General features: G+C 40.7%; 16 protein-coding genes, 9 tRNA genes and 4 rRNA genes (1 of these 29 running past the window's edge). All 29 read left to right on the forward strand.

The genetic code is table 11. The features are described 5' to 3' along the window. Nucleotides 1-108: 108 nt before the first annotated feature. Nucleotides 109-1,491 (forward strand): tRNA lysidine(34) synthetase TilS, encoded by a 1,383-nt coding sequence (gene tilS, locus HWV59_RS01865; RefSeq protein ID WP_175637979.1) that lies wholly within the window; start codon nt 109-111, stop codon nt 1,489-1,491. Nucleotides 1,492-1,512: 21 nt separating this feature from the next. Next, nucleotides 1,513-2,052, forward strand: coding sequence for a hypoxanthine phosphoribosyltransferase (hpt, locus tag HWV59_RS01870; protein WP_175637980.1), 540 nt, complete (start codon nt 1,513-1,515; stop codon nt 2,050-2,052). An 84-nt stretch (nt 2,053-2,136) separates the two neighbouring features. Continuing rightward, nucleotides 2,137-4,068: an ATP-dependent zinc metalloprotease FtsH gene (ftsH, locus tag HWV59_RS01875; RefSeq protein WP_175637981.1), complete on the forward strand. Its 1,932-nt coding sequence runs from the start codon at nt 2,137-2,139 to the stop codon at nt 4,066-4,068. Nucleotides 4,069-4,254: 186 nt separating this feature from the next. Then, a complete protein-coding gene (locus tag HWV59_RS01880) occupies nt 4,255-5,025 on the forward strand; it encodes a type III pantothenate kinase (RefSeq protein WP_175637982.1) in 771 nt (256 codons plus the stop codon). A gap of 43 nt (nt 5,026-5,068) precedes the next feature. After that, nucleotides 5,069-5,950 carry an Hsp33 family molecular chaperone HslO gene (gene hslO / locus HWV59_RS01885; RefSeq protein ID WP_102232848.1) on the forward strand — a complete coding sequence of 294 codons (882 nt, stop codon included), beginning with the start codon at nt 5,069-5,071 and terminating at the stop codon, nt 5,948-5,950. 200 nt (nt 5,951-6,150) lie between these two features. After that, on the forward strand, nt 6,151-7,047 hold the full coding sequence (locus HWV59_RS01890; RefSeq protein WP_175637983.1) for a peptidyl-prolyl cis-trans isomerase: 897 nt from the start codon (nt 6,151-6,153) through the stop codon (nt 7,045-7,047). Between the two features lie 105 nt (nt 7,048-7,152). Next, the gene (gene cysK / locus HWV59_RS01895; protein WP_102232850.1) at nt 7,153-8,076 is read left to right on the forward strand and encodes a cysteine synthase A; all 924 of its coding nucleotides are present in this window, start codon (nt 7,153-7,155) and stop codon (nt 8,074-8,076) included. A 211-nt stretch (nt 8,077-8,287) separates the two neighbouring features. Beyond that, nucleotides 8,288-9,700 carry an anthranilate synthase component I family protein gene (locus tag HWV59_RS01900; RefSeq protein WP_175637984.1) on the forward strand — a complete coding sequence of 471 codons (1,413 nt, stop codon included), beginning with the start codon at nt 8,288-8,290 and terminating at the stop codon, nt 9,698-9,700. Nucleotides 9,701-9,710: 10 nt separating this feature from the next. Then, complete coding sequence (gene pabA / locus HWV59_RS01905; RefSeq protein ID WP_102232852.1) at nt 9,711-10,295, forward strand: aminodeoxychorismate/anthranilate synthase component II; 585 nt, start codon at nt 9,711-9,713, stop codon at nt 10,293-10,295. Between the two features lie 4 nt (nt 10,296-10,299). Continuing rightward, the gene (gene pabC, locus HWV59_RS01910; protein WP_175637985.1) at nt 10,300-11,160 is read left to right on the forward strand and encodes an aminodeoxychorismate lyase; all 861 of its coding nucleotides are present in this window, start codon (nt 10,300-10,302) and stop codon (nt 11,158-11,160) included. Between the two features lie 13 nt (nt 11,161-11,173). Next, on the forward strand, nt 11,174-12,028 hold the full coding sequence (folP, locus tag HWV59_RS01915) for a dihydropteroate synthase (RefSeq protein WP_175637986.1): 855 nt from the start codon (nt 11,174-11,176) through the stop codon (nt 12,026-12,028). Next, nucleotides 12,021-12,383, forward strand: a complete 363-nt coding sequence (folB, locus tag HWV59_RS01920) for a dihydroneopterin aldolase (protein ID WP_175639961.1) — start codon at nt 12,021-12,023, stop codon at nt 12,381-12,383. The genes folP and folB overlap by 8 nt, the downstream gene beginning before the upstream one ends. Next, nucleotides 12,380-12,907 (forward strand): 2-amino-4-hydroxy-6-hydroxymethyldihydropteridine diphosphokinase, encoded by a 528-nt coding sequence (gene folK / locus HWV59_RS01925; protein ID WP_175637987.1) that lies wholly within the window; start codon nt 12,380-12,382, stop codon nt 12,905-12,907. The genes folB and folK overlap by 4 nt, the downstream gene beginning before the upstream one ends. Next, nucleotides 12,859-13,074, forward strand: coding sequence for a helix-turn-helix domain-containing protein (locus HWV59_RS01930; protein WP_102232856.1), 216 nt, complete (start codon nt 12,859-12,861; stop codon nt 13,072-13,074). The genes folK and HWV59_RS01930 overlap by 49 nt, the downstream gene beginning before the upstream one ends. 15 nt (nt 13,075-13,089) lie before the next feature. After that, nucleotides 13,090-14,091, forward strand: a complete 1,002-nt coding sequence (gene dusB, locus HWV59_RS01935; RefSeq protein ID WP_175637988.1) for a tRNA dihydrouridine synthase DusB — start codon at nt 13,090-13,092, stop codon at nt 14,089-14,091. 86 nt (nt 14,092-14,177) lie between these two features. Beyond that, nucleotides 14,178-15,677, forward strand: coding sequence for a lysine--tRNA ligase (gene lysS / locus HWV59_RS01940; protein ID WP_175637989.1), 1,500 nt, complete (start codon nt 14,178-14,180; stop codon nt 15,675-15,677). A gap of 289 nt (nt 15,678-15,966) precedes the next feature. After that, nucleotides 15,967-17,517: ribosomal RNA gene (locus HWV59_RS01945) — 16S ribosomal RNA — on the forward strand. Between the two features lie 213 nt (nt 17,518-17,730). After that, nucleotides 17,731-20,659: ribosomal RNA gene (locus HWV59_RS01950) — 23S ribosomal RNA — on the forward strand. 77 nt (nt 20,660-20,736) lie between these two features. Next, a 5S ribosomal RNA gene (gene rrf / locus HWV59_RS01955) occupies nt 20,737-20,852 on the forward strand. Nucleotides 20,853-20,888: 36 nt separating this feature from the next. Next, a tRNA-Val gene (locus HWV59_RS01960) sits at nt 20,889-20,964 on the forward strand. Between the two features lie 26 nt (nt 20,965-20,990). After that, a tRNA-Thr gene (locus HWV59_RS01965) sits at nt 20,991-21,066 on the forward strand. Nucleotides 21,067-21,209: 143 nt separating this feature from the next. Then, nucleotides 21,210-21,282: transfer RNA gene (locus tag HWV59_RS01970), tRNA-Lys, on the forward strand. A 15-nt stretch (nt 21,283-21,297) separates the two neighbouring features. Beyond that, a tRNA-Leu gene (locus HWV59_RS01975) sits at nt 21,298-21,383 on the forward strand. Between the two features lie 11 nt (nt 21,384-21,394). Continuing rightward, nucleotides 21,395-21,469 (forward strand) — tRNA-Gly (locus tag HWV59_RS01980). Nucleotides 21,470-21,475: 6 nt separating this feature from the next. Next, a tRNA-Leu gene (locus tag HWV59_RS01985) sits at nt 21,476-21,564 on the forward strand. 7 nt (nt 21,565-21,571) lie between these two features. Further along, nucleotides 21,572-21,648: transfer RNA gene (locus HWV59_RS01990), tRNA-Arg, on the forward strand. 5 nt (nt 21,649-21,653) lie between these two features. After that, nucleotides 21,654-21,730, forward strand: a tRNA-Pro gene (locus HWV59_RS01995). Nucleotides 21,731-21,747: 17 nt separating this feature from the next. Beyond that, nucleotides 21,748-21,823 (forward strand) — tRNA-Ala (locus HWV59_RS02000). Between the two features lie 172 nt (nt 21,824-21,995). Then, a 16S ribosomal RNA gene (locus HWV59_RS02005) occupies nt 21,996-22,871 on the forward strand; it runs 674 nt beyond the window's last position. Together the 16S, 23S and 5S rRNA genes with 9 tRNA genes alongside form the textbook arrangement of a ribosomal RNA operon.

Below are 22,871 nucleotides of genomic sequence, written 5' to 3' on the forward strand. Positions count from 1 at the left end.
TGTTGAATATGTGAAAAGGTGCCTTCTTCTTTGTTATTTCATATAAAATAGTGGTAGGATAAATATATGAAAATTCATTAAGGAAAACCGTATAAAGAGGGGAAAAAGGTGGAAAATTTAGATGTCCTGATTCGACAACAACAACTAATTAAAAAAGGATCAACAATTGTTGTTGGGGTGTCAGGTGGACCTGATTCTTTGGCTTTACTCCATATGCTCTATAAGCAAAAAAAGAAATTGCATTTGAATGTTGTGGCTGCTCATGTTGATCATATGTTTAGAGGTGAACAGTCCCAAGCAGAAATGGATTTTGTCATATCATTTTGTAATGAGCGGGAGATCACTTGTGAAGCAAGACAAATTGATGTAAAAGCTTATGCAAAAGCGAATCAGTTGAGCTCACAGGTAGCAGCAAGGGAATGCAGGTATGAATTCTTTAAAGAAGTTCTTGATAAATACCAATCCACATACTTAGCATTAGGTCACCATGGTGATGATCAGATTGAAACAATTCTTATGAGATTGGTTAGAGGTAATATAGGTGAAGCATTGGCTGGAATAAAACGTATTCGACCATTTCATCATGGACATATCATTAGGCCTATGCTAGATTTTTCAAAGAATCAAATTCTTCACTATTGTGATAAGAATAACTTAATGCCGAGATTTGATCCCAGCAACGAAAGTACAGACTACACAAGAAATAGATTTAGAAAGTATGTACTTCCTTTTATAAAACAAGAAAATCCGTTAGTTCATGAAAAATTTCAGTATTTTAGTGAAACCTTATTAGAGGATGAAACGTATTTACATGCATTAACTGAAAAACACATGAATACAGTAATCAAAAGAAAGGAAAAATTCGCTGTTGAAATAGATATCAAAGCATTTCTAAGTCTACCTTTGCCTTTACAAAGAAGAGGGATTAAACTAATATTAAACTATCTATATGTAAATATTCCATCTTCCCTTTCTTCAATACATATCGAGAGTTTGCAGTCATTGCTCTCACAGGATCATCCTTCAGGTTCACTTGATTATCCAGGCGGTCTTAAAGTGATTAAATCCTATCAGACATGTTTGTTTACTTTTGAGCATGATGAATTTAAAGAATACTGCTATGTACTAGAAATCCCCTCTGTGGTTACTCTCCCAAACGGGTATAGTATATCTTGTCATGCTGCTCAGAACATTCAAAACGTGAAAAAGGGAAACGATTTTTTCCTGCTGAGCAAAAAAGATTTATCTGAACCCTTAATCGTTCGCACGAGAAAACAGGGAGATAAAATTAAATTGAAAGGCATGAACGGCAGGAAAAAAGTCAAAGATATATTTATTGACGAAAAAATTCCATTATATAGCCGAAATTCTTGGCCAATCGTAGAAGACGGGAAAGGGAACATCCTCTGGATCCCAGGTCTCAAAAAATCCAGTTTAGAGACAGAGAATGTCAATGAGGATGGATGGATCGTATTAGAATTTAGAAGCTAATCTTCTAGGGGGCACACATTAATGAGACAAGATATTCAAGAAATTTTAGTAACATCAGAGCAAATTCAGGAAAAGGTAAAAGAATTAGGGAAGGCTCTAACAGAGGAATACAAAGACAGCTTCCCGCTTGCAATCGGTGTTTTAAAAGGTGCTATGCCTTTTATGGGTGATCTTTTAAAGAACATTGATACATACTTGGAAATGGACTTTATGGATGTTTCAAGTTATGGTACATCCACGGTTTCTTCTGGTGAAGTAAAGATTATTAAGGATTTAGATACTTCTGTAGAAGGACGAGATATTCTGATTATTGAGGATATAATTGATAGTGGGTTAACATTAAGTTATTTAGTTAAACTGTTCCGTTATCGTAAAGCAAAATCAATAAAGATTGTTACTTTGCTTGATAAACCTACTGGTAGAAAAGCTGATATTAATGCAGATTATGTTGGTTTTGAAGTACCGGATGCATTTGTTGTTGGATATGGTTTGGATTATATTGAAAAATATCGTAACCTTCCATATATCGGTGTATTAAAGCCAGAGATTTATCAGAAATAATCAATGTTTCTAATTTGTTGTATTACCATGATTTTCTATGATACTATTTAAAATAGTTGTGTTGACTGTGGGAGGAGGTAAGGAATGAATCGGATCTTCCGTAATACCATATTTTATTTACTTATATTTTTAGTCATCATTGGAGTTGTTAGCTTCTTTACAGGTGCTAATCCTAAAACAGAGCAAGTAACGTATAATGATTTCATTTCTGATCTAAACGAAGGAAATGTTACAGAAATGACTGTACAGCCGGTTCGAGGTGTATTTGAGGTTAGAGGTAAAATGAAAGGTTATGATGAAGACGAAACCTTTTTAACATATATACCAACAGAACAAGGGCTAGATCGAGTTGACAAGGCTGCTGATGCAAACAATGTTCAGAAATTAAATATTGCTCCAGCAGAAGAAACAAGTGGATGGGTAACATTCTTCACATCCATCATTCCATTCGTTATTATCTTTATCCTTTTCTTCTTCTTGTTGAACCAAGCTCAGGGCGGTGGCGGCCGTGTTATGAACTTTGGGAAAAGCAAAGCCAAGCTTTATAGTGAGGAAAAGAAAAAGGTTAAGTTTAAAGATGTAGCAGGTGCTGATGAAGAGAAGCAGGAACTTGTAGAAGTTGTTGAATTCTTAAAAGATCCTCGTAAATTTGCAGAATTAGGTGCAAGAATTCCAAAAGGTGTTCTATTAAATGGACCACCGGGAACAGGTAAAACGTTACTTGCAAGAGCGGTTGCTGGTGAAGCTGGCGTACCATTCTTCTCAATCAGTGGATCAGATTTCGTGGAAATGTTTGTCGGTGTCGGGGCTTCACGTGTTCGTGACTTATTTGAAAATGCGAAAAAGAACGCACCATGTATTATTTTTATCGATGAAATTGATGCTGTTGGACGTCAACGTGGTGCTGGTTTAGGTGGCGGTCATGATGAACGTGAACAAACCTTAAACCAATTACTTGTTGAAATGGATGGTTTTGGAGCAAATGAAGGAATTATTATCATTGCTGCAACAAATAGACCAGACATTTTAGACCCTGCATTACTTCGTCCGGGACGTTTTGACCGTCAAATTACAGTTGACCGTCCAGATGTAAATGGTCGTGAAGCAGTACTTAAAGTACATGCTCGAAATAAACCGCTAGATGAATCTGTTGATCTTAAGGCGATAGCAGCCCGTACACCAGGATTCTCAGGTGCAGATTTAGAAAACTTATTAAATGAAGCAGCTCTGGTAGCAGCTAGACAAGATAAGAAGAAAATCGATAATACGGACCTTGATGAAGCAACAGATCGTGTTATTGCCGGTCCTTCGAAGAAGAGTCGCGTAATTTCCAAGAAAGAACGAAACATTGTTGCATATCATGAAGCAGGACACACAATTATTGGTGTTGTTTTAGATGAAGCCGATATGGTCCACAAAGTTACCATCGTTCCTCGTGGTCAAGCCGGCGGATACGCTGTTATGCTTCCTAAAGAAGATCGTTACTTTATGACAAAACCTGAATTATTGGATAAAATCACAGGTCTACTTGGTGGCCGTGTTGCTGAAGAAATTATCTTTGGCGAAGTTAGTACAGGTGCTCATAATGACTTCCAAAGAGCAACAAATATCGCGAGAAAAATGGTTACAGAATACGGAATGAGTGATAAACTCGGACCATTACAATTCGGTCAATCACAAGGTGGTCAAGTGTTCTTAGGAAGAGATCTTCATAATGAACAAAACTACAGTGATGCAATTGCTCATGAAATTGATTTGGAAATTCAACGTTTCATTAAGGAATCATATGAAAGAGCACGTCAGATTCTAACAGAAAACCGTGAAAAGCTAGAGCTTGTTGCCCAAACATTGTTAGAAGTTGAAACATTAGATGCTGCTCAAATTTCAAGCCTTGTTGAAACTGGGAAACTCCCTGATCGCCCAGTCGCCGTTAATAACGACAAAGTAGAGAAGTCAGAGGATGTAAAGGTCAATATTCATACAAAAAAAGAAGAAGATAACACTTCTGATAAATAACTTTCTTAAGCATAAAAGATCGGTGACATTTGTCATCGGTCTTTTATTTGTATAGAAAGGATTTTGAAAAATTAAAATTACAGTCTTTGTTTATATCTGCCTGTATCTCGGAATATGGAAGTCAAGGTACTTTATGATAAAATAATACGGAATAAAAAAATAGAACAAGGCAAAGTGGTGATCCTTTTGATTTTAGTATTGGATGTAGGAAATACAAATACCGTTTTAGGGGTATATGGTCAAGATACATTAAAACATCATTGGAGAATTGAGACGAGTCGTAATAAAACAGAAGATGAATTCGGTATGCTAATTAAAAACCTTTTTGTGCATGAAGAAATCTCATTTCATGAAATTGAGGGTATTATTATTTCATCTGTTGTCCCTCCTATCATGTTTGCACTCGAAAGAATGTGCGATAAATATTTTGGGATAAAGCCATTAGTTGTTGGACCTGGTATAAAAACAGGACTCAACATTAAATACGAAAACCCGAGAGAGGTTGGAGCAGACAGAATTGTAAATGCAGTTGCAGGTATTCAGGACTATGGTAGTCCGCTTATCATTGTTGATTTTGGCACAGCAACTACATACTGCTATATCGATGAGCATAAGCAATATATGGGTGGAGCTATTGCTCCGGGTATCAACATATCAACGGAAGCTCTATATTCAAGAGCTGCAAAATTACCAAGAATTGAAATCACACGCCCTGAAAATATTATTGGGAAAAATACAGTCAGTGCTATGCAGTCGGGGATATTATATGGCTATGTGGGGCAAGTAGAAGGTATTGTTAAGCGAATGAAGGAACAATCTAAGAAGGTACCAAAAGTTATTGCAACTGGTGGTCTTGCAACCCTTATTGCCAAAGAATCTGACTGCATTGATATTGTTGATCCATTTTTAACACTAAGAGGTCTTCAACTTATTTACAAACGTAATGTGAATGAATAGAAAGTAATTAATCATATTACTTTTTGAAGGAGAGTTAAATTATATGACAGATTATTTAATTAAAGCCATAGCTTTTAATAACCAGGTAAGAGCTTATGCTGCTAGAACAACGGAGACTATATCTGAAGCTCAAAGAAGACATCAAACATGGCCAACTGCTTCTGCCGCATTAGGTCGGTCTATGACCGCCGGAGTTATGCTTGGTTCTATGCTAAAGGGAAATGCAAAGCTGACAATAAAGGTTGAAGGTGGCGGTCCAATCGGCGTTATTATTGTTGATAGCAATTCAAAAGGAGAAGTAAGAGGTTATGTAACAAATCCTCAAACACATTTTGACCTTAATGAAAAAGGGAAATTAGATGTAGCAAGAGCAGTAGGAACACAAGGGAATTTAACAATTGTAAAGGATCTGGGATTAAAAGATCATTTTTCAGGACAAGTACCAATTGTTTCAGGTGAATTAGGCGAAGATTTTACATATTATCTAGTTACATCTGAACAAGTTCCTTCATCAGTAGGTGTAGGCGTTCTTGTGAATCCGGATAATACAATCCTAGCCTCAGGTGGTTTTATTATTCAGTTACTTCCGGGAACAAATGATGAAACCATTACAGAAATCGAAAAGAGACTAGGCGAGGTTGAGCCGATCTCAAAATTAATTCAAAAAGGGTTAACACCTGAAGAAATACTTGAGGAAGTTCTTGGAAGAGGAAACGTGAAGGTTTTAGAAAAACAACCAGTTGCATTTAAGTGCCAATGTTCAAAGGAACGTATTGAAAATGCCATTGTTAGTTTAGGTGCTGATGAAATACAAGCAATGATTGACGAAGATGGACAAGCTGAGGCACAATGTCATTTTTGTAATGAATTATATTTATTAACAAAAGAGGACTTAGAAGAATTAAAAAAAGAAGCAAGTAAATAAAAAAGCGCAAGGCGCCTGCCTATCGGCGACAAGCATAAGGCGAACAGGAATAGAAGGTGTTCTTTACCTTCAATTCCTGTTTGACTTATGACTCGAGCCGATGGCGCCTGGAGCTAGATTCAGAAACGCAAGATAGGTTAAGAAAAAATATAAATTCTGATTTTATAAAAAGAGACTGAGATATACCGGGAGTTGAGAATTTGAGTGGTAAAGTGTTGTGGAGCATTATTTTTGGCTTAGTGATCATTAATTGCTTAACCATAGCCTACTTTGTGTCTGGGAAAACCGAAGCAATCCCGGTGGCTAGTAATGAAATGACTGATGAAACAATTGCTACTATCGGTGATAAGAAAATTACAAGAGAACAATGGATGGCTGAGTTGGAAAGCCGTTATGGTAAAGATACATTAAAAGAGTTGATTAATATTCAAGTAGTGGAAGAGTTAGCTGAAAAATATGACATTACAGTATCTGATGAAGTAATTAATAGAGAACTTGCTGTTTATAAATCAATGTATAACTCATTGGATGAAGAACAGTTTGGTAACGAAGAAAACTGGGAAATGCAAATTCGCTACAGCATCTTATTAGAAGAACTATTAACACGTGATGTTTCTGTTGCAGAGGAAGATATCCAGAAGTTTTATGAAGATAATAAGGATTTATATAACATTGATGAATCTTATCATCTATCACATATAGTTGTAAAAACAAGTAAAGAAGCCAAAGCCATTATTGAGGAATTAGAAGGTGGTTCAAGTTTTGAAGCCCTTGCATTAGAGGCTTCAATTGATGAATTTACAGCTAATTCCGGAGGCAATTTAGGGTTTGTTTCAACAAATGATACGTATGTACCACAGTCTTATCTTAAAGTTGCTTCACAATTAAAGGAAGGAGATTGGAGTGAACCTGTCGAAGTAGATACAGGGTATGCAATCCTTCTTTTACATGAAAAGATGAAAGGACAAACTTTTAGTTTTGATGATGTAAAAGATCAAATCCGAAGACAAATTGCATTAGAACAGATGGAGGGTACAGTCTCAGTGAACCCTTTATGGGAAGAAATTGGTGTTAAATGGTTTTATGGTGAGCAATAAGGAAAAATATAGGACAAATAGCACAAAAGGTTTTGACAATTTTGAATTAAATTGCTATATTACTTATAAATCCAATAAATTTACTCGGGATAGGGGAGAATAAGAATGGCGCGTGTTGCAAATTCAATTCATGAATTAATTGGTGAAACACCTATTGTAAAGTTAAATAGACTTGTTGATGATAATAGTGCAGATGTATATTTAAAATTAGAATTTATGAACCCTGGCAGTAGTGTAAAAGATCGTATCGGTCTTGCTATGATTGAAGCTGCTGAGAAGAAAGGCGATTTAAAAGCAGGTGATACAATCATTGAGCCTACAAGTGGTAACACTGGAATTGGTTTAGCGATGGTAGCTGCCGCAAAAGGTCTTAAAGCAATTTTAGTAATGCCTGAAACAATGAGTATGGAACGTAGAAACCTACTTCGTGCTTATGGTGCTGAACTAGTATTAACGCCAGGTTCTGAAGGTATGGGAGGAGCTATCCGTAAAGCGGAAGAGCTTTCAAAGGAACATGGTTACTTCATGCCACAGCAATTTAAAAACGAAGCAAATCCAGAAGTTCACCGTTTAACAACAGGAAAAGAGATTGTTGAGCAAATGGGTGATCAACTTGATGCGTTTATATCAGGGATCGGTACTGGCGGAACAATTACCGGTGCAGGATCAGTTTTAAAAGAAAACTATCCATCAATCAAAATTTACGCTGTTGAGCCAACAGATTCACCAGTTCTTTCTGGTGGAAAGCCGGGTCCACATAAAATTCAAGGTATTGGAGCAGGATTTGTTCCTGATATCCTTAACACAAATGTGTATGATGAAGTTATCACCGTTAAAAACGAAGAAGCATTTGAAACTGCAAGAAAAGTAGCAAGTCAAGAGGGAATTCTAGGTGGTATTTCATCAGGTGCAGCTATTTTTGCAGCGCTAAAAGTTGCGAAAGAATTAGGTAAAGGTAAAAAAGTATTAGCTGTACTTCCAAGTAACGGTGAGCGTTACCTAAGCACACCTTTATATCAGTTTGATTAATCCATTAGAATATAAGCTTAGAGGTTGACTATATAGTCAGCCTCTTTTTTCAATGGTTTTACCCAGCATTTTTATATTATAAATGAGACTGCCATATACTAAAGATAATGTAAAATTATCTTTATATTTTTTAGAAAAAAATAAAATATTATGATTTCTTAATTAGAATTATGTAAAATGGTAAGTAAGAGTTTAAAGGAGCGATTTAAATATGCAGCAAAGAAGGACAACGTTAAGTGTACAATTTGACTATACACACGATTTTTTCAGTCAGTACCAATACCTTTCAAAAGATGAAGAAAAACATGCGTTTTTAGAGAGCGGAAGAGGTGGAAGGTATAGCATTGCTGGATTTAAGCCATTTGCTACAGTAAAAGGAAAAGGTGAACAGCTATTTATTACAAAAGATAATGAGAGTGTTGTTTTGAATGGGAAACCCCTTGACCTATTTAGAGAGTGGTTTAAGCAATATAATACAAGCTCTGATCCGAATCTCCCTGATTTTCAAGGAGGGGCTATTGGCTTTATTAGTTATGACTGTGTTCGTCATTTTGAAACATTGCCTGAAATTGCTGTAGATGATTTAGAAACTCCTGATTTGTATTTTTTGTTGTTTGATGATATTGCTGTGTATGATCATCAGACGTCAAAATTATGGTTAATGACCCATTATTATCAGGAGGATCAAGTCCAACAAGCTCATAAAAAATTAGAGGAAATGAAGGGGAATTGGACAAGTGTCCCGAAGGAAGCAGTGAAAAAGGACATGAACCAAGTGACGCCTTCTGATCCTATCATTTTCTCAGAAGACGCATTTAAAAGAGCGGTGGAATCAATAAAAGATTATATCGGACAAGGTGATGTATTTCAGGTCAATTTGTCTTTAAGACAGCATTTTTTATTAGAAAACCATCCTCTAAAAATTTATGAGACATTACGTAAAGTAAACCCTTCACCTTATATGGCTTACTTGCACTTTCCTGATCTGCAAATTGTGAGCGGCTCGCCTGAATTACTTGTTAAAAAGAAAGAAAACCTCGTGAGTACAAGACCGATTGCAGGAACACGGTCCAGGGGGGAAAATGAACAAGAAGATATGAGACTCGCTAACGAGCTCATTCAGAATGAAAAGGAAAGAGCTGAGCATGTTATGCTTGTTGATTTGGAGAGAAATGATCTAGGTCGTGTGTGCGAATATGGATCTGTGCATGTAAATGAATTTATGGTGATTGAAAAATATTCACATGTCATGCACATCGTCTCAAATGTACAAGGAACATTAAAAAAAGATGCAAATTATGCAGATATTATCAAAGCGACCTTCCCGGGTGGTACAATAACAGGAGCACCTAAGGTTCGAACTATGGAAATCATTGAAGAACTTGAACCGACTAGAAGAGGAATTTATACAGGCTCGATAGGTTGGATAGGTTTTGATGAAGATATGGAACTTAATATTGTTATTCGTACGATGGTTGCGAAGGACGGATATGGGTATGTTCAATCTGGAGCAGGAATTGTCATTGATTCGAATCCGGATTATGAATATAAAGAAGCTTTAAAGAAAGCAAAAGCTTTAGTAAAAGCAATAGAGTTGAGCAAAGAAGAGAAAATATTAGGCTGAGGTGAGTATAGTGATTTTAATGATCGATAATTATGATTCATTTACTTTTAATCTTGTGCAGTATTTAGGTGAGCTTGGTGAGGAATTAGTTGTTAAACGAAATGATGAAATCACCATTTCTGAAATTGAAGAGTTAAATCCACAATTTTTAATGATTTCTCCAGGGCCATGTAGTCCAAATGAAGCTGGAATAAGCATGGAGGCTATCGAACATTTTGCTGGTAAAATTCCAATATTCGGTGTGTGTTTAGGACATCAATCAATTGCACAAGTTTTCGGTGGTGATGTTGTTCGGGCAGAACGATTAATGCACGGGAAAACATCTGAAATGCACCATAACGGAGAAACTATCTTTAAAGGGATGGAAAATCCTTTTACAGCTACACGTTATCATTCATTAATTGTGAAGAATGAGACATTGCCTGATTGCCTTGAAGTAACAGCTTGGACAGAAGAAGATGAAATTATGGCTATCAGACATAAAACATTACCAATAGAAGGTGTTCAATTCCATCCGGAATCAATCATGACCTCGTTTGGAAAAGATTTATTAAAAAACTTTATTTCTCAATATAAACCTGTAGAAAAGAGTTAAACAAGTGTATATATATCATAATTCAAAGTTTATAAAAGATTCTGAAGCCACGATTTCTCCATTTGATCATGGCTTTCTTTATGGTTTAGGTGTATTTGAAACGTTTCGAGTATATAAGGGTTTCCCATTTCTATTGCACGATCATTTGGACCGCCTTCAAGTAGCCATAGACGAGGTAGGAATATCGTATAAAATAAATCGCCACGAAATCTTTGAAATCATTCAAGAGTTGATTACGATCAATCAGTATGAGTCAGAAGATGTTACAGTCCGCTTAAATATTTCTGCAGGGAATGGGGAAGTCGGTCACCTTCTTCAAGTATATGATTATCCAACAGTACTCTGTTTTTTAAGAAAAGCACCACCATTAAACATGACTGAAAAAAGTGCTACAATCTTAAATTTGAGGCGAAATACACCTGAAGGTAATTATCGTCTTAAGTCCCACCATTATTTAAATAATATTCTTGGAAAAAGGGAGCTTATCCATACACCTACTATAGATGGCATTTTTTTAACTGAGCAAGGTTTTGTAGCTGAAGGGATTGTATCAAACATTTTTTGGGGAGATGAGAATGAAGTATATACCCCATCACTAGATACAGGTATATTAAATGGAATTACGAGGAAATTTGTTATCAGATGTTTACAGAAGCTTCAAATACCAGTAAGAGAAGGATTTTTCAGAAAAGAACAAATGTTCGAATCTGAAGAAGTGATTATGACGAACTCATCGCAAGAACTTTTAGCTATAAAAGATATTGACGGATATGAATTTAGAGGAAAAAATGGAATAATTATTCAGAAGTTATATGACTTATATAAGAGTAATAGGACGAAACTATTAAGTATAGATGAGTTGTAAAGGATTGAAGATGATGGAACAAATAACGAAGAAACATCGGCAAGTTAAATGCGGGAAATACACACTAAATATTCAGGATAAGACAATGATCATGGGGATTTTAAATATAACTCCTGATTCATTTTCAGATGGCGGACGTTATATTGACATTGAAAAAGCTATAGAACATGCAAAAGAAATGATTAAACAAGGTGCAGATATTATTGATATTGGCGGAGAGTCAACCAGACCAGGGTCAACAATTGTTACAGTTGAAGAAGAAGTGAAACGTGTCATACCGGTCATAGAAAGGTTATCCAGAGAGATTGATGTCCCTATTTCAATTGATACGTATAAAGCAGAAGTAGCCAAGCAGGCCGTTGAGGCAGGGGCAACGATTATAAATGATGTATGGGGAGCTAAAGCGGATCCACAAATGGCGAATGTAGCAGCTGCATATGACGTACCAATTATTCTTATGCATAATCGAGACAATCAAAATTATGATGAATTAATTCCAGATATGATTGCAGATTTGATGGAATCTGTTACGATAGCCAAGAATGCCGGAGTTAAGGATGAAAACATAATCCTGGATCCTGGTATTGGTTTTGCCAAAACGATGGATGATAATTTAGTGGTTATGAGAAACTTGGAAGCATTTGTTCAATTAGGTTATCCTCTATTACTAGCGACTTCTCGTAAAAGGTTTATAGGGCACGTTCTTGATTTACCTCCTACAGAACGAATGGAAGGTACGGGTGCAACTGTTTGTCTTGGTATTCAAAAGGGATGTCATATGGTTAGAGTCCATGATGTGTTAGAAATAGCAAGAATGGCTAAGATGATGGATGCAATGCTTGGAAAGGGAGGGGAGCATAATCGATAAGATCTATGTAAATGGTATGGAGTTTTACGGATACCATGGTGTGTTTGCAGAGGAAAATAAACTTGGACAACGATTTAGAGTTGATTTAGTGGTAGAATTAGATTTGAAGAGAGCGGGAGAAACGGATGAATTAGAATATAGTGTGAACTATGCCTCGCTATATAAAGTTTGTCAGGAGATTGTTGAAGGTCAGCCGGTAAAGCTTGTTGAGTCTCTTGCAGAGCAAATTGCTGCTAAAATCTTAGTCGATTTTCCCTTGATATCCTATTGTACCGTAAAGGTTATAAAACCGGATCCTCCTATTCCAGGACATTATAAAGAGGTAGCGGTGGAAATTAAAAGGGGAAGATCATGAAAAATCATGCCTATATAGCTCTTGGTTCAAATATAGGAGACCGAGAACAATATCTCATAGATGCGATAAAGAAGATTCATAATTACCCAAATATTAAGGTGGTAAATATATCCTCCATTTATGAAACTGATCCAGTTGGTTATACAGATCAAGATGAATTTTTAAATATGGTTATATCCATTAATACTGATTTAACAGCATTTCAACTATTATCAGCTTTACAGGAAATTGAGGAACACCTAAATCGAAAACGAGATATTAGGTGGGGGCCACGAACTTTAGACCTTGACATTTTGTTATTTAATTATGAAAATATTGAAGCAGAACAATTAATTGTTCCTCATCCTAGAATGCATGAACGAGCTTTTGTTCTTATTCCATTATTTGAGTTAAATCAAGATGTAAGAATACCAAGTATAGATGAGCCAATCTCGACTATCATAGATCAATTACACGATAAAGAAGGAGTACGAATATGGAAGCAGAAAAATGGGGTAGACGTATTCGCGCTTTTAGAAAGTTAAAAGGATATACCCAAGAAAGCTTTGCGAAAGATCTTGGAGTTTCTGTTTCTGTATTAGGGGAAATAGAAAGAGGCAATCGTGAACCCAGCAAGGAATTTTTAGAGGATGTGGCTAAATCTCTTAATGTAACAATTGAAGAGCTAAGTCCAAATGATGTTGGTAGATAGGAGGTTAGAAAAAATTTGTTTAAAATTGGCGATATTGAATTAAAGAACCGTGTTGTTCTGGCACCAATGGCTGGAGTTTGTAACTCGGCATTTCGTTTAACAGTAAAAGAATTTGGTGCAGGTTTAGTATGTGCGGAAATGGTCAGTGATAAAGCCATTCTATTAAATAATGCAAGAACAATGGGCATGCTTTATATAGATGAACGTGAAAAACCACTAAGCTTGCAAATTTTTGGTGGAGAAAAAGAAACGCTAGTTGAAGCAGCTAAATTTGTTGATAAAAATACAACGGCTGATATCATTGACATAAACATGGGTTGCCCTGTTCCGAAGATTACTAAATGTGATGCTGGTGCCAAGTGGTTATTAGATCCCAACAAGATTTATGATATGGTATCAGCTGTAGTTGAAGCGGTTGATAAACCTGTTACGGTTAAAATGCGTATGGGATGGGACGATGAGCATATCTTTGCTGTCCAAAATGCGCAGGCTATTGAACGTGCAGGAGCTAAAGCAGTTGCTCTGCATGGTCGTACAAGAGTACAAATGTATGAAGGAACGGCTAATTGGGATATCATTAAAGAAGTGAAAGAATCAGTTAGTATTCCTGTAATAGGCAATGGTGATGTAACAACACCTCAAGATGCGAAGCGCATGCTTGATGAAACAGGTGTTGATGGTGTCATGATCGGACGTGCGGCTTTAGGTAATCCATGGATGATCTATCGAACAGTGAAATATTTAGAAACTGGCAAGTTAATGGATGAGCCGGGAGTACGTGAAAAAATGGAAGTTTGCAAGCTTCATTTAGATCGTTTGATTGCTCTTAAAAATGAAAATATAGCTGTACGTGAAATGAGAAAACATGCAGCCTGGTACCTAAAGGGTATACGTGGCAATGCTAAAGTTCGTAATGATATAAATATCATGAACACAAGAGATGAATTTGTTACACTTTTAGATGAATTTGTTTTAGAAATGGAAGAAAAAGAAAAAAGTGCTATTCAAGCAGGTTAAGCCTAAAATTGTGAAGGGGCTGTTATACTGCCAGTATATCTGGCAGTTTTCTGCTTTTTTTATTTAGTGAAGAAGGAGTGTTATAGATGAGTCAGGAAGAATTTAATCAAGAAGAATTAAGTGATCAACTCAAAGTCAGAAGAGAGAAATTACATAACTTAAGAGAACAAGGGTTAGACCCATTCGGTAAACGTTTCGAAAGAACACATCAAACAGAAGAAATTATTACTGAATTCAGTGATTTTGAGAAGGAAGAGTTGGAAGAGAAAGAAGCTTCGGTCACAATTGCAGGTAGAATTATGACAAAGCGGGGAAAAGGAAAAGCTGGTTTTGCTCATATTCAAGATTTAACTGGTCAAATCCAAATTTATGTCCGTAAAGATGAGATTGGTGAGGAAGCTTACGAAATCTTTAATACAGCTGACCTAGGGGATATTATCGGTGTTACTGGTGTTATTTTCAAAACAAAAGTTGGAGAGCTTTCTATTAAAGTCAAATCCTTTGAATTATTAACTAAGTCTCTACGTCCACTGCCTGATAAGTTTCATGGTTTAAAAGACATAGAACAACGTTATCGTCAAAGATATGTTGATTTGATTATGAGCCCTGAAAGTAAGAAAACATTTATTACAAGAAGTAAAATCATACAAGCAATGCGACGCTATTTAGATGATCAGGGATACTTAGAAGTGGAGACTCCTACTATGCATTCAATCCCGGGAGGAGCATCTGCTCGTCCGTTTATTACGCATCATAATGCTTTGGATATGCCTTTGTATATGCGTATTGCCATTGAGCTTCATTTAAAAAGACTTATTGTCGGCGGGTTAGAAAAAGTTTATGAAATTGGCCGTGTGTTTAGAAATGAGGGTGTTTCAACACGTCACAATCCTGAATTCACTATGATCGAACTTTATGAAGCGTATGCAGATTATAAAGATATTATGTCATTAACTGAAAATGTTATTGCGCATATTGCGAAAGAAGTATTAGGTACTACAACAGTTCAGTACGGTGATTATGAGGTAAACCTTGAACCGGAATGGACAAGACTGCATATGGTAGATGCTATAAAAGAACATACTGGTGCAGATTTCTGGAAAGAGATGTCTGATGAAGAAGCTCGTGAACTCGCGAAAGAGCATAATGTTGAAATTAACGAACATATGCAATATGGGCATATAGTTAATGAATTCTTTGAACAAAAGGTTGAAGAAAAGTTAATTCAACCTACGTTTATATATGGTCACCCAGTAGAAATTTCTCCTTTAGCTAAGAAAAATGATCAAGATCCTCGTTTTACGGATCGTTTTGAGTTGTTTATTGTCGCTAGAGAACATGCAAATGCATTTACAGAGTTAAATGACCCAATTGATCAGAAGGAACGTTTTGAGGCACAATTAAAAGAGCGTGAGCAAGGTAATGATGAGGCTCATATGATGGATGAGGACTTTATTGAGGCCTTAGAATATGGAATGCCTCCAACAGGCGGATTAGGGATTGGTATTGACCGTCTAGTGATGCTCTTAACTAATTCTCCATCAATTAGAGATGTATTATTATTCCCGCAAATGAGACATCGTTAATAATGAACTCCTGCTGTTTGCAGGAGTTTTTAATTTTTTTAAAAAAAGTTCTTGATTTAATGAATAGGTGATGGTATATTTGAATACGTTGCTGCGAAACATGCGGTTAACAAGTTAATAACAAAACAAAAAAGTTGTTGACAAACAACTCGGACATTTGTTATTATATAAAAGTTGCGTTAAGCAAATGATCTTTGAAAACTAAACAAAACCAAGCGTGCCAACGTTAATTTCGATTAACAAAAACGTACTATATAGTACAAAACTTTTATGAGCTACATCAAACACTTTATTGGAGAGTTTGATCCTGGCTCAGGACGAACGCTGGCGGCGTGCCTAATACATGCAAGTCGAGCGAATCTGAGGGAGCTTGCTCCCAACGATTAGCGGCGGACGGGTGAGTAACACGTGGGTAACCTGCCTGTAAGATTGGGATAACTCCGGGAAACCGGAGCTAATACCGGATAACATTTCGAACCGCATGGTTCGAAATTGAAAGACGGCGTCTAGCTGTCACTTACAGATGGACCCGCGGCGCATTAGCTAGTTGGTGAGGTAACGGCTCACCAAGGCGACGATGCGTAGCCGACCTGAGAGGGTGATCGGCCACACTGGGACTGAGACACGGCCCAGACTCCTACGGGAGGCAGCAGTAGGGAATCTTCCGCAATGGACGAAAGTCTGACGGAGCAACGCCGCGTGAACGATGAAGGCCTTCGGGTCGTAAAGTTCTGTTGTTAGGGAAGAACAAGTACCAGAGTAACTGCTGGTACCTTGACGGTACCTAACCAGAAAGCCACGGCTAACTACGTGCCAGCAGCCGCGGTAATACGTAGGTGGCAAGCGTTGTCCGGAATTATTGGGCGTAAAGCGCGCGCAGGCGGTTTCTTAAGTCTGATGTGAAAGCCCACGGCTCAACCGTGGAGGGTCATTGGAAACTGGGGAACTTGAGTGCAGAAGAGGAGAGTGGAATTCCGCGTGTAGCGGTGAAATGCGTAGAGATGTGGAGGAACACCAGTGGCGAAGGCGACTCTCTGGTCTGTAACTGACGCTGAGGCGCGAAAGCGTGGGGAGCGAACAGGATTAGATACCCTGGTAGTCCACGCCGTAAACGATGAGTGCTAAGTGTTAGAGGGTTTCCGCCCTTTAGTGCTGCAGCAAACGCATTAAGCACTCCGCCTGGGGAGTACGGTCGCAAGACTGAAACTCAAAGGAATTGACGGGGGCCCGCACAAGCGGTGGAGCATGTGGTTTAATTCGAAGCAACGCGAAGAACCTTACCAGGTCTTGACATCCTTCGCTACTTCTAGAGATAGAAGGTTCCCCTTCGGGGGACGAAGTGACAGGTGGTGCATGGTTGTCGTCAGCTCGTGTCGTGAGATGTTGGGTTAAGTCCCGCAACGAGCGCAACCCTTGATCTTAGTTGCCAGCATTCAGTTGGGCACTCTAAGGTGACTGCCGGTGACAAACCGGAGGAAGGTGGGGATGACGTCAAATCATCATGCCCCTTATGACCTGGGCTACACACGTGCTACAATGGATGGTACAAAGGGCTGCAAGACTGCGAAGTCAAGCCAATCCCATAAAACCATTCTCAGTTCGGATTGCAGGCTGCAACTCGCCTGCATGAAGCCGGAATCGCTAGTAATCGCGGATCAGCATGCCGCGGTGAATACGTTCCCGGGCCTTGTACACACCGCCCGTCACACCACGAGAGTTTGTAACACCCGAAGTCGGTGGGGTAACCGTAAGGAGCCAGCCGCCTAAGGTGGGACAGATGATTGGGGTGAAGTCGTAACAAGGTAGCCGTATCGGAAGGTGCGGCTGGATCACCTCCTTTCTAAGGATATGAGGTACGCTTGGTATTTTGTTTAGTTTTGAGAGATCATTGGATCTTTCAATATAAGTAATAAAACACATAGGATATAAATATCCTGTGCTTTATGTTCCTTGAAAACTAGATAACGATAACAATTCAAGTAATTCACTGAGTTTAAACGCTTAGTTTAGTGATTCTCTTATTAATGAAGTAAATGACATCTTCGATGTCGAAGGTTAAGTTAGTAAGGGCGCACGGTGGATGCCTTGGCACTAGGAGCCGATGAAGGACGGTACTAACACCGATATGCTTCGGGGAGCTGTAAGTAAGCTTTGATCCGGAGATTTCCGAATGGGGGAACCCACTGCTCGTAATGGAGTAGTATTTTTACCTGAATACATAGGGTAATAAAGGCAGACCCGGGGAACTGAAACATCTAAGTACCCGGAGGAAGAGAAAGCAAACGCGATTTCCTGAGTAGCGGCGAGCGAAACGGAATTAGCCCAAACCAAGAGGCTTGCCTCTTGGGGTTGTAGGACACTCTATACGGAGTTACAAAGGAACGGAGTAAATGAAGAGGTCTGGAAAGGCCCGTCAAAGAAGGTAACAACCCTGTAGTTGAAACTTCGTTCCCTCCAGAGTGGATCCTGAGTACGGCGGGACACGTGAAATCCCGTCGGAAGCAGGGAGGACCATCTCCCAAGGCTAAATACTCCCTAGTGACCGATAGTGAACCAGTACCGTGAGGGAAAGGTGAAAAGCACCCCGGAAGGGGAGTGAAAGAGATCCTGAAACCGTGTGCCTACAAGTAGTCAAAGCCCGTTAATGGGTAATGGCGTGCCTTTTGTAGAATGAACCGGCGAGTTACGATCCCGTGCAAGGTTAAGTTGATAAGACGGAGCCGCAGCGAAAGCGAGTCTGAATAGGGCGAAAGAGTACGTGGTCGTAGACCCGAAACCAGGTGATCTACCCATGTCCAGGGTGAAGTTCAGGTAACACTGAATGGAGGCCCGAACCCACGCACGTTGAAAAGTGCGGGGATGAGGTGTGGGTAGCGGAGAAATTCCAATCGAACTTGGAGATAGCTGGTTCTCTCCGAAATAGCTTTAGGGCTAGCCTTGAAATGAGAGTCTTGGAGGTAGAGCACTGATTGGACTAGGGGCCCCCATCGGGTTACCGAATTCAGTCAAACTCCGAATGCCAAAGACTTATGTTCAGGAGTCAGACTGCGAGTGATAAGATCCGTAGTCAAGAGGGAAACAGCCCAGACCACCAGCTAAGGTCCCAAAGTATACGTTAAGTGGAAAAGGATGTGGAGTTGCTTAGACAACCAGGATGTTGGCTTAGAAGCAGCCACCATTTAAAGAGTGCGTAATAGCTCACTGGTCGAGTGACTCTGCGCCGAAAATGTACCGGGGCTAAACGTATCACCGAAGCTGTGGATTGTTCTTACGAACAATGGTAGGAGAGCGTTCTAAGGGCTGTGAAGCGAGACCGGAAGGACTCGTGGAGCGCTTAGAAGTGAGAATGCCGGTATGAGTAGCGAAAGAGGGGTGAGAATCCCCTCCACCGAATGCCTAAGGTTTCCTGAGGAAGGCTCGTCCGCTCAGGGTTAGTCGGGACCTAAGCCGAGGCCGAAAGGCGTAGGCGATGGCCAACAGGTTGAAATTCCTGTACCACCTCCTCACCGTTTGAGCAATGGGGGGACGCAGAAGGATAGGGTAAGCGCGCTGTTGGATTAGCGCGTCCAAGCAGTTAGGCTGACAACGAGGCAAATCCCGTTGTCACATAAGCTGAGCTGTGATGGCGAGGGAACTATAGTACCGAAGTTCCTGATTCCACACTGCCAAGAAAAGCCTCTAGCGAGGTGAGAGGTGCCCGTACCGCAAACCGACACAGGTAGGCGAGGAGAGAATCCTAAGGTGAGCGAGAGAACTCTCGTTAAGGAACTCGGCAAAATGACCCCGTAACTTCGGGAGAAGGGGTGCTTTTTAGGGTGAATAGCCCGGAAAAGCCGCAGTGAATAGGCCCAGGCGACTGTTTAGCAAAAACACAGGTCTCTGCGAAGCCGCAAGGCGAAGTATAGGGGCTGACGCCTGCCCGGTGCTGGAAGGTTAAGGGGAGAGGTTAGCGCAAGCGAAGCTTTGAACCGAAGCCCCAGTAAACGGCGGCCGTAACTATAACGGTCCTAAGGTAGCGAAATTCCTTGTCGGGTAAGTTCCGACCCGCACGAAAGGCGTAACGATCTGGGCACTGTCTCAACGAGAGACTCGGTGAAATTATAGTACCTGTGAAGATGCAGGTTACCCGCGACAGGACGGAAAGACCCCGTGGAGCTTTACTGTAGCCTGATATTGAATTTTGGTACAGCTTGTACAGGATAGGTAGGAGCCTGAGAAGCCGGAGCGCTAGCTTCGGTGGAGGCGTCGGTGGGATACTACCCTGGCTGTATTGAAATTCTCACCCACAGCCCTGATCGGGCTGGGAGACATTGTCAGGTGGGCAGTTTGACTGGGGCGGTCGCCCCCTGAAAAGGAACGGAGGAGCCCAAAGGGTTCCTCAGAATGGTTGGAAATCATTCGTAGAGTGTAAAGGCACAAGGGAGCTTGACTGCGAGACCTACAAGTCGAGCAGGGACGAAAGTCGGGCTTAGTGATCCGGTGGTTCCGCATGGAAGGGCCATCGCTCAACGGATAAAAGCTACCCCGGGGATAACAGGCTTATCTCCCCCAAGAGTCCACATCGACGGGGAGGTTTGGCACCTCGATGTCGGCTCATCGCATCCTGGGGCTGTAGTCGGTCCCAAGGGTTGGGCTGTTCGCCCATTAAAGCGGTACGCGAGCTGGGTTCAGAACGTCGTGAGACAGTTCGGTCCCTATCCGTCGTGGGCGTAGGAAATTTGAGAGGAGCTGTCCTTAGTACGAGAGGACCGGGATGGACGCACCGCTGGTGTACCAGTTGTCTTGCCAAAGGCATAGCTGGGTAGCTATGTGCGGAAGGGATAAGTGCTGAAAGCATCTAAGCATGAAGCCCCCCTCAAGATGAGATTTCCCATCACACTAGTGAGTAAGATCCCTGAAAGATGATCAGGTTGATAGGTCAGAGGTGGAAGCGCGGTGACGTGTGGAGCTGACTGATACTAATCGATCGAGGACTTAACCTAATAAAAGCGTAAGCTTAGTGAATTGAATTGTGAATCGTTATCTAGTTTTGAAGGAATATGCCTTCAAACTTATATTATTTGGTGATGATGGCGAAGAGGTCACACCCGTTCCCATGCCGAACACGGAAGTTAAGCTCTTCAGCGCCGATGGTAGTTGGGGGTTTCCCCCTGTGAGAGTAGGACGTCGCCAAGTAGTAATATACAGAATTGTATCATGCAATTCTAATCCGGAGGATTAGCTCAGCTGGGAGAGCACCTGCCTTACAAGCAGGGGGTCGGCGGTTCGATCCCGTCATCCTCCACCATAAAATCTCATTATATATTATTTTAGGCCGGTGTAGCTCAACTGGTAGAGCAACTGACTTGTAATCAGTAGGTTGGGGGTTCAAGTCCTCTCGCCGGCACCACTCATTATAAAATGAGCCATTAGCTCAGTTGGTAGAGCACGTTCGAATATGCTACAAAGCAATACTTCAGCACACAAATCGAGCTGCTTCTTGAGTAATCTCCCTGAGATTTGGGTGTCAACTAAGAGTGTTTAGAGAAATAGGAGCCATTAGCTCAGTTGGTAGAGCATCTGACTTTTAATCAGAGGGTCGAAGGTTCGAGTCCTTCATGGCTCATCATTTACACACCATGCGGGTGTGGCGGAATTGGCAGACGCGCTAGACTTAGGATCTAGTGTCCTTGTGACGTGGGGGTTCAAGTCCCTTCACCCGCACCATGTAAATATTTGCGGAAGTAGTTCAGTGGTAGAACACCACCTTGCCAAGGTGGGGGTCGCGGGTTCGAATCCCGTCTTCCGCTCCAATAAGTGCCGGGGTGGCGGAACTGGCAGACGCACAGGACTTAAAATCCTGCGGTAGGTGACTACCGTACCGGTTCGATTCCGGTCCTCGGCACCACTTATATGCGCCCGTAGCTCAATTGGATAGAGCGTTTGACTACGGATCAAAAGGTTAGGGGTTCGACTCCTCTCGGGCGCGCCATATTACGGGAAGTAGCTCAGCTTGGTAGAGCACTTGGTTTGGGACCAAGGGGTCGCAGGTTCGAATCCTGTCTTCCCGACCACTTAAATTATTAGATTTGGGGCCTTAGCTCAGCTGGGAGAGCGCCTGCTTTGCACGCAGGAGGTCAGCGGTTCGATCCCGCTAGGCTCCACCAAAAAACTTTTAAAAAACACTTGCTTTATATGTATAGTAATGTTATTATTTAAAAGTTGCGTTAAATAAATGATCTTTGAAAACTAAACAAAACCAAGCGTGCCAACGTTAATTTCGATTAACAAAAATCGTACTATAATAGTACAAAACTTTTATGAGCTATATCAAACACTTTATTGGAGAGTTTGATCCTGGCTCAGGACGAACGCTGGCGGCGTGCCTAATACATGCAAGTCGAGCGAATCTGAGGGAGCTTGCTCCCAACGATTAGCGGCGGACGGGTGAGTAACACGTGGGTAACCTGCCTGTAAGATTGGGATAACTCCGGGAAACCGGAGCTAATACCGGATAACATTTCGAACTGCATGGTTCGAAATTGAAAGACGGCTTCGGCTGTCACTTACAGATGGACCCGCGGCGCATTAGCTAGTTGGTGAGGTAACGGCTCACCAAGGCAACGATGCGTAGCCGACCTGAGAGGGTGATCGGCCACACTGGGACTGAGACACGGCCCAGACTCCTACGGGAGGCAGCAGTAGGGAATCTTCCGCAATGGACGAAAGTCTGACGGAGCAACGCCGCGTGAACGATGAAGGCCTTCGGGTCGTAAAGTTCTGTTGTTAGGGAAGAACAAGTACCAGAGTAACTGCTGGTACCTTGACGGTACCTAACCAGAAAGCCACGGCTAACTACGTGCCAGCAGCCGCGGTAATACGTAGGTGGCAAGCGTTGTCCGGAATTATTGGGCGTAAAGCGCGCGCAGGCGGTTTCTTAAGTCTGATGTGAAAGCCCACGGCTCAACCGTGGAGGGTCATTGGAAACTGGGGAACTTGAGTGCAGAAGAGGAGAGTGGAATTCCACGTGTAGCGGTGAAATGCGTAGAGATGTGGAGGAACACCAGTGGCGAAGGCGACTCTCTGGTCTGTAACTGACGCTGAGGCGCGAAAGCGTGGGGAGCGAACAGGATTAGATACCCTGGTAGTCCACGCCGTAAACGATGAGTGCTAAGTGTTAGAGGGTTTCCGCCCTTTAGTGCTGCAGCAAACGCA

Origin of the sequence: Metabacillus schmidteae (genome assembly GCF_903166545.1) — a bacterium.
GTDB classification, from domain to species: Bacteria; Bacillota; Bacilli; order Bacillales; family Bacillaceae; genus Metabacillus; species Metabacillus schmidteae.

Bases quoted from the DNA above. Each gene is read 5' to 3' on its own strand.
- cysK (WP_102232850.1), top strand. From the start codon at position 7,153: ATGGCGCGTGTTGCAAATTCAATTCATGAATTAATTGGTGAAACACCT.
- folP (WP_175637986.1), top strand. From the start codon at position 11,174: ATGGAACAAATAACGAAGAAACATCGGCAAGTTAAATGCGGGAAATAC.
- lysS (WP_175637989.1), top strand. From the start codon at position 14,178: ATGAGTCAGGAAGAATTTAATCAAGAAGAATTAAGTGATCAACTCAAA.
- HWV59_RS01900 (WP_175637984.1), top strand. From the start codon at position 8,288: ATGCAGCAAAGAAGGACAACGTTAAGTGTACAATTTGACTATACACAC.
- HWV59_RS01930 (WP_102232856.1), top strand. From the start codon at position 12,859: ATGGAAGCAGAAAAATGGGGTAGACGTATTCGCGCTTTTAGAAAGTTA.
- ftsH (WP_175637981.1), top strand. From the start codon at position 2,137: ATGAATCGGATCTTCCGTAATACCATATTTTATTTACTTATATTTTTA.
- folK (WP_175637987.1), top strand. From the start codon at position 12,380: ATGAAAAATCATGCCTATATAGCTCTTGGTTCAAATATAGGAGACCGA.
- hslO (WP_102232848.1), top strand. From the start codon at position 5,069: ATGACAGATTATTTAATTAAAGCCATAGCTTTTAATAACCAGGTAAGA.
- hpt (WP_175637980.1), top strand. From the start codon at position 1,513: ATGAGACAAGATATTCAAGAAATTTTAGTAACATCAGAGCAAATTCAG.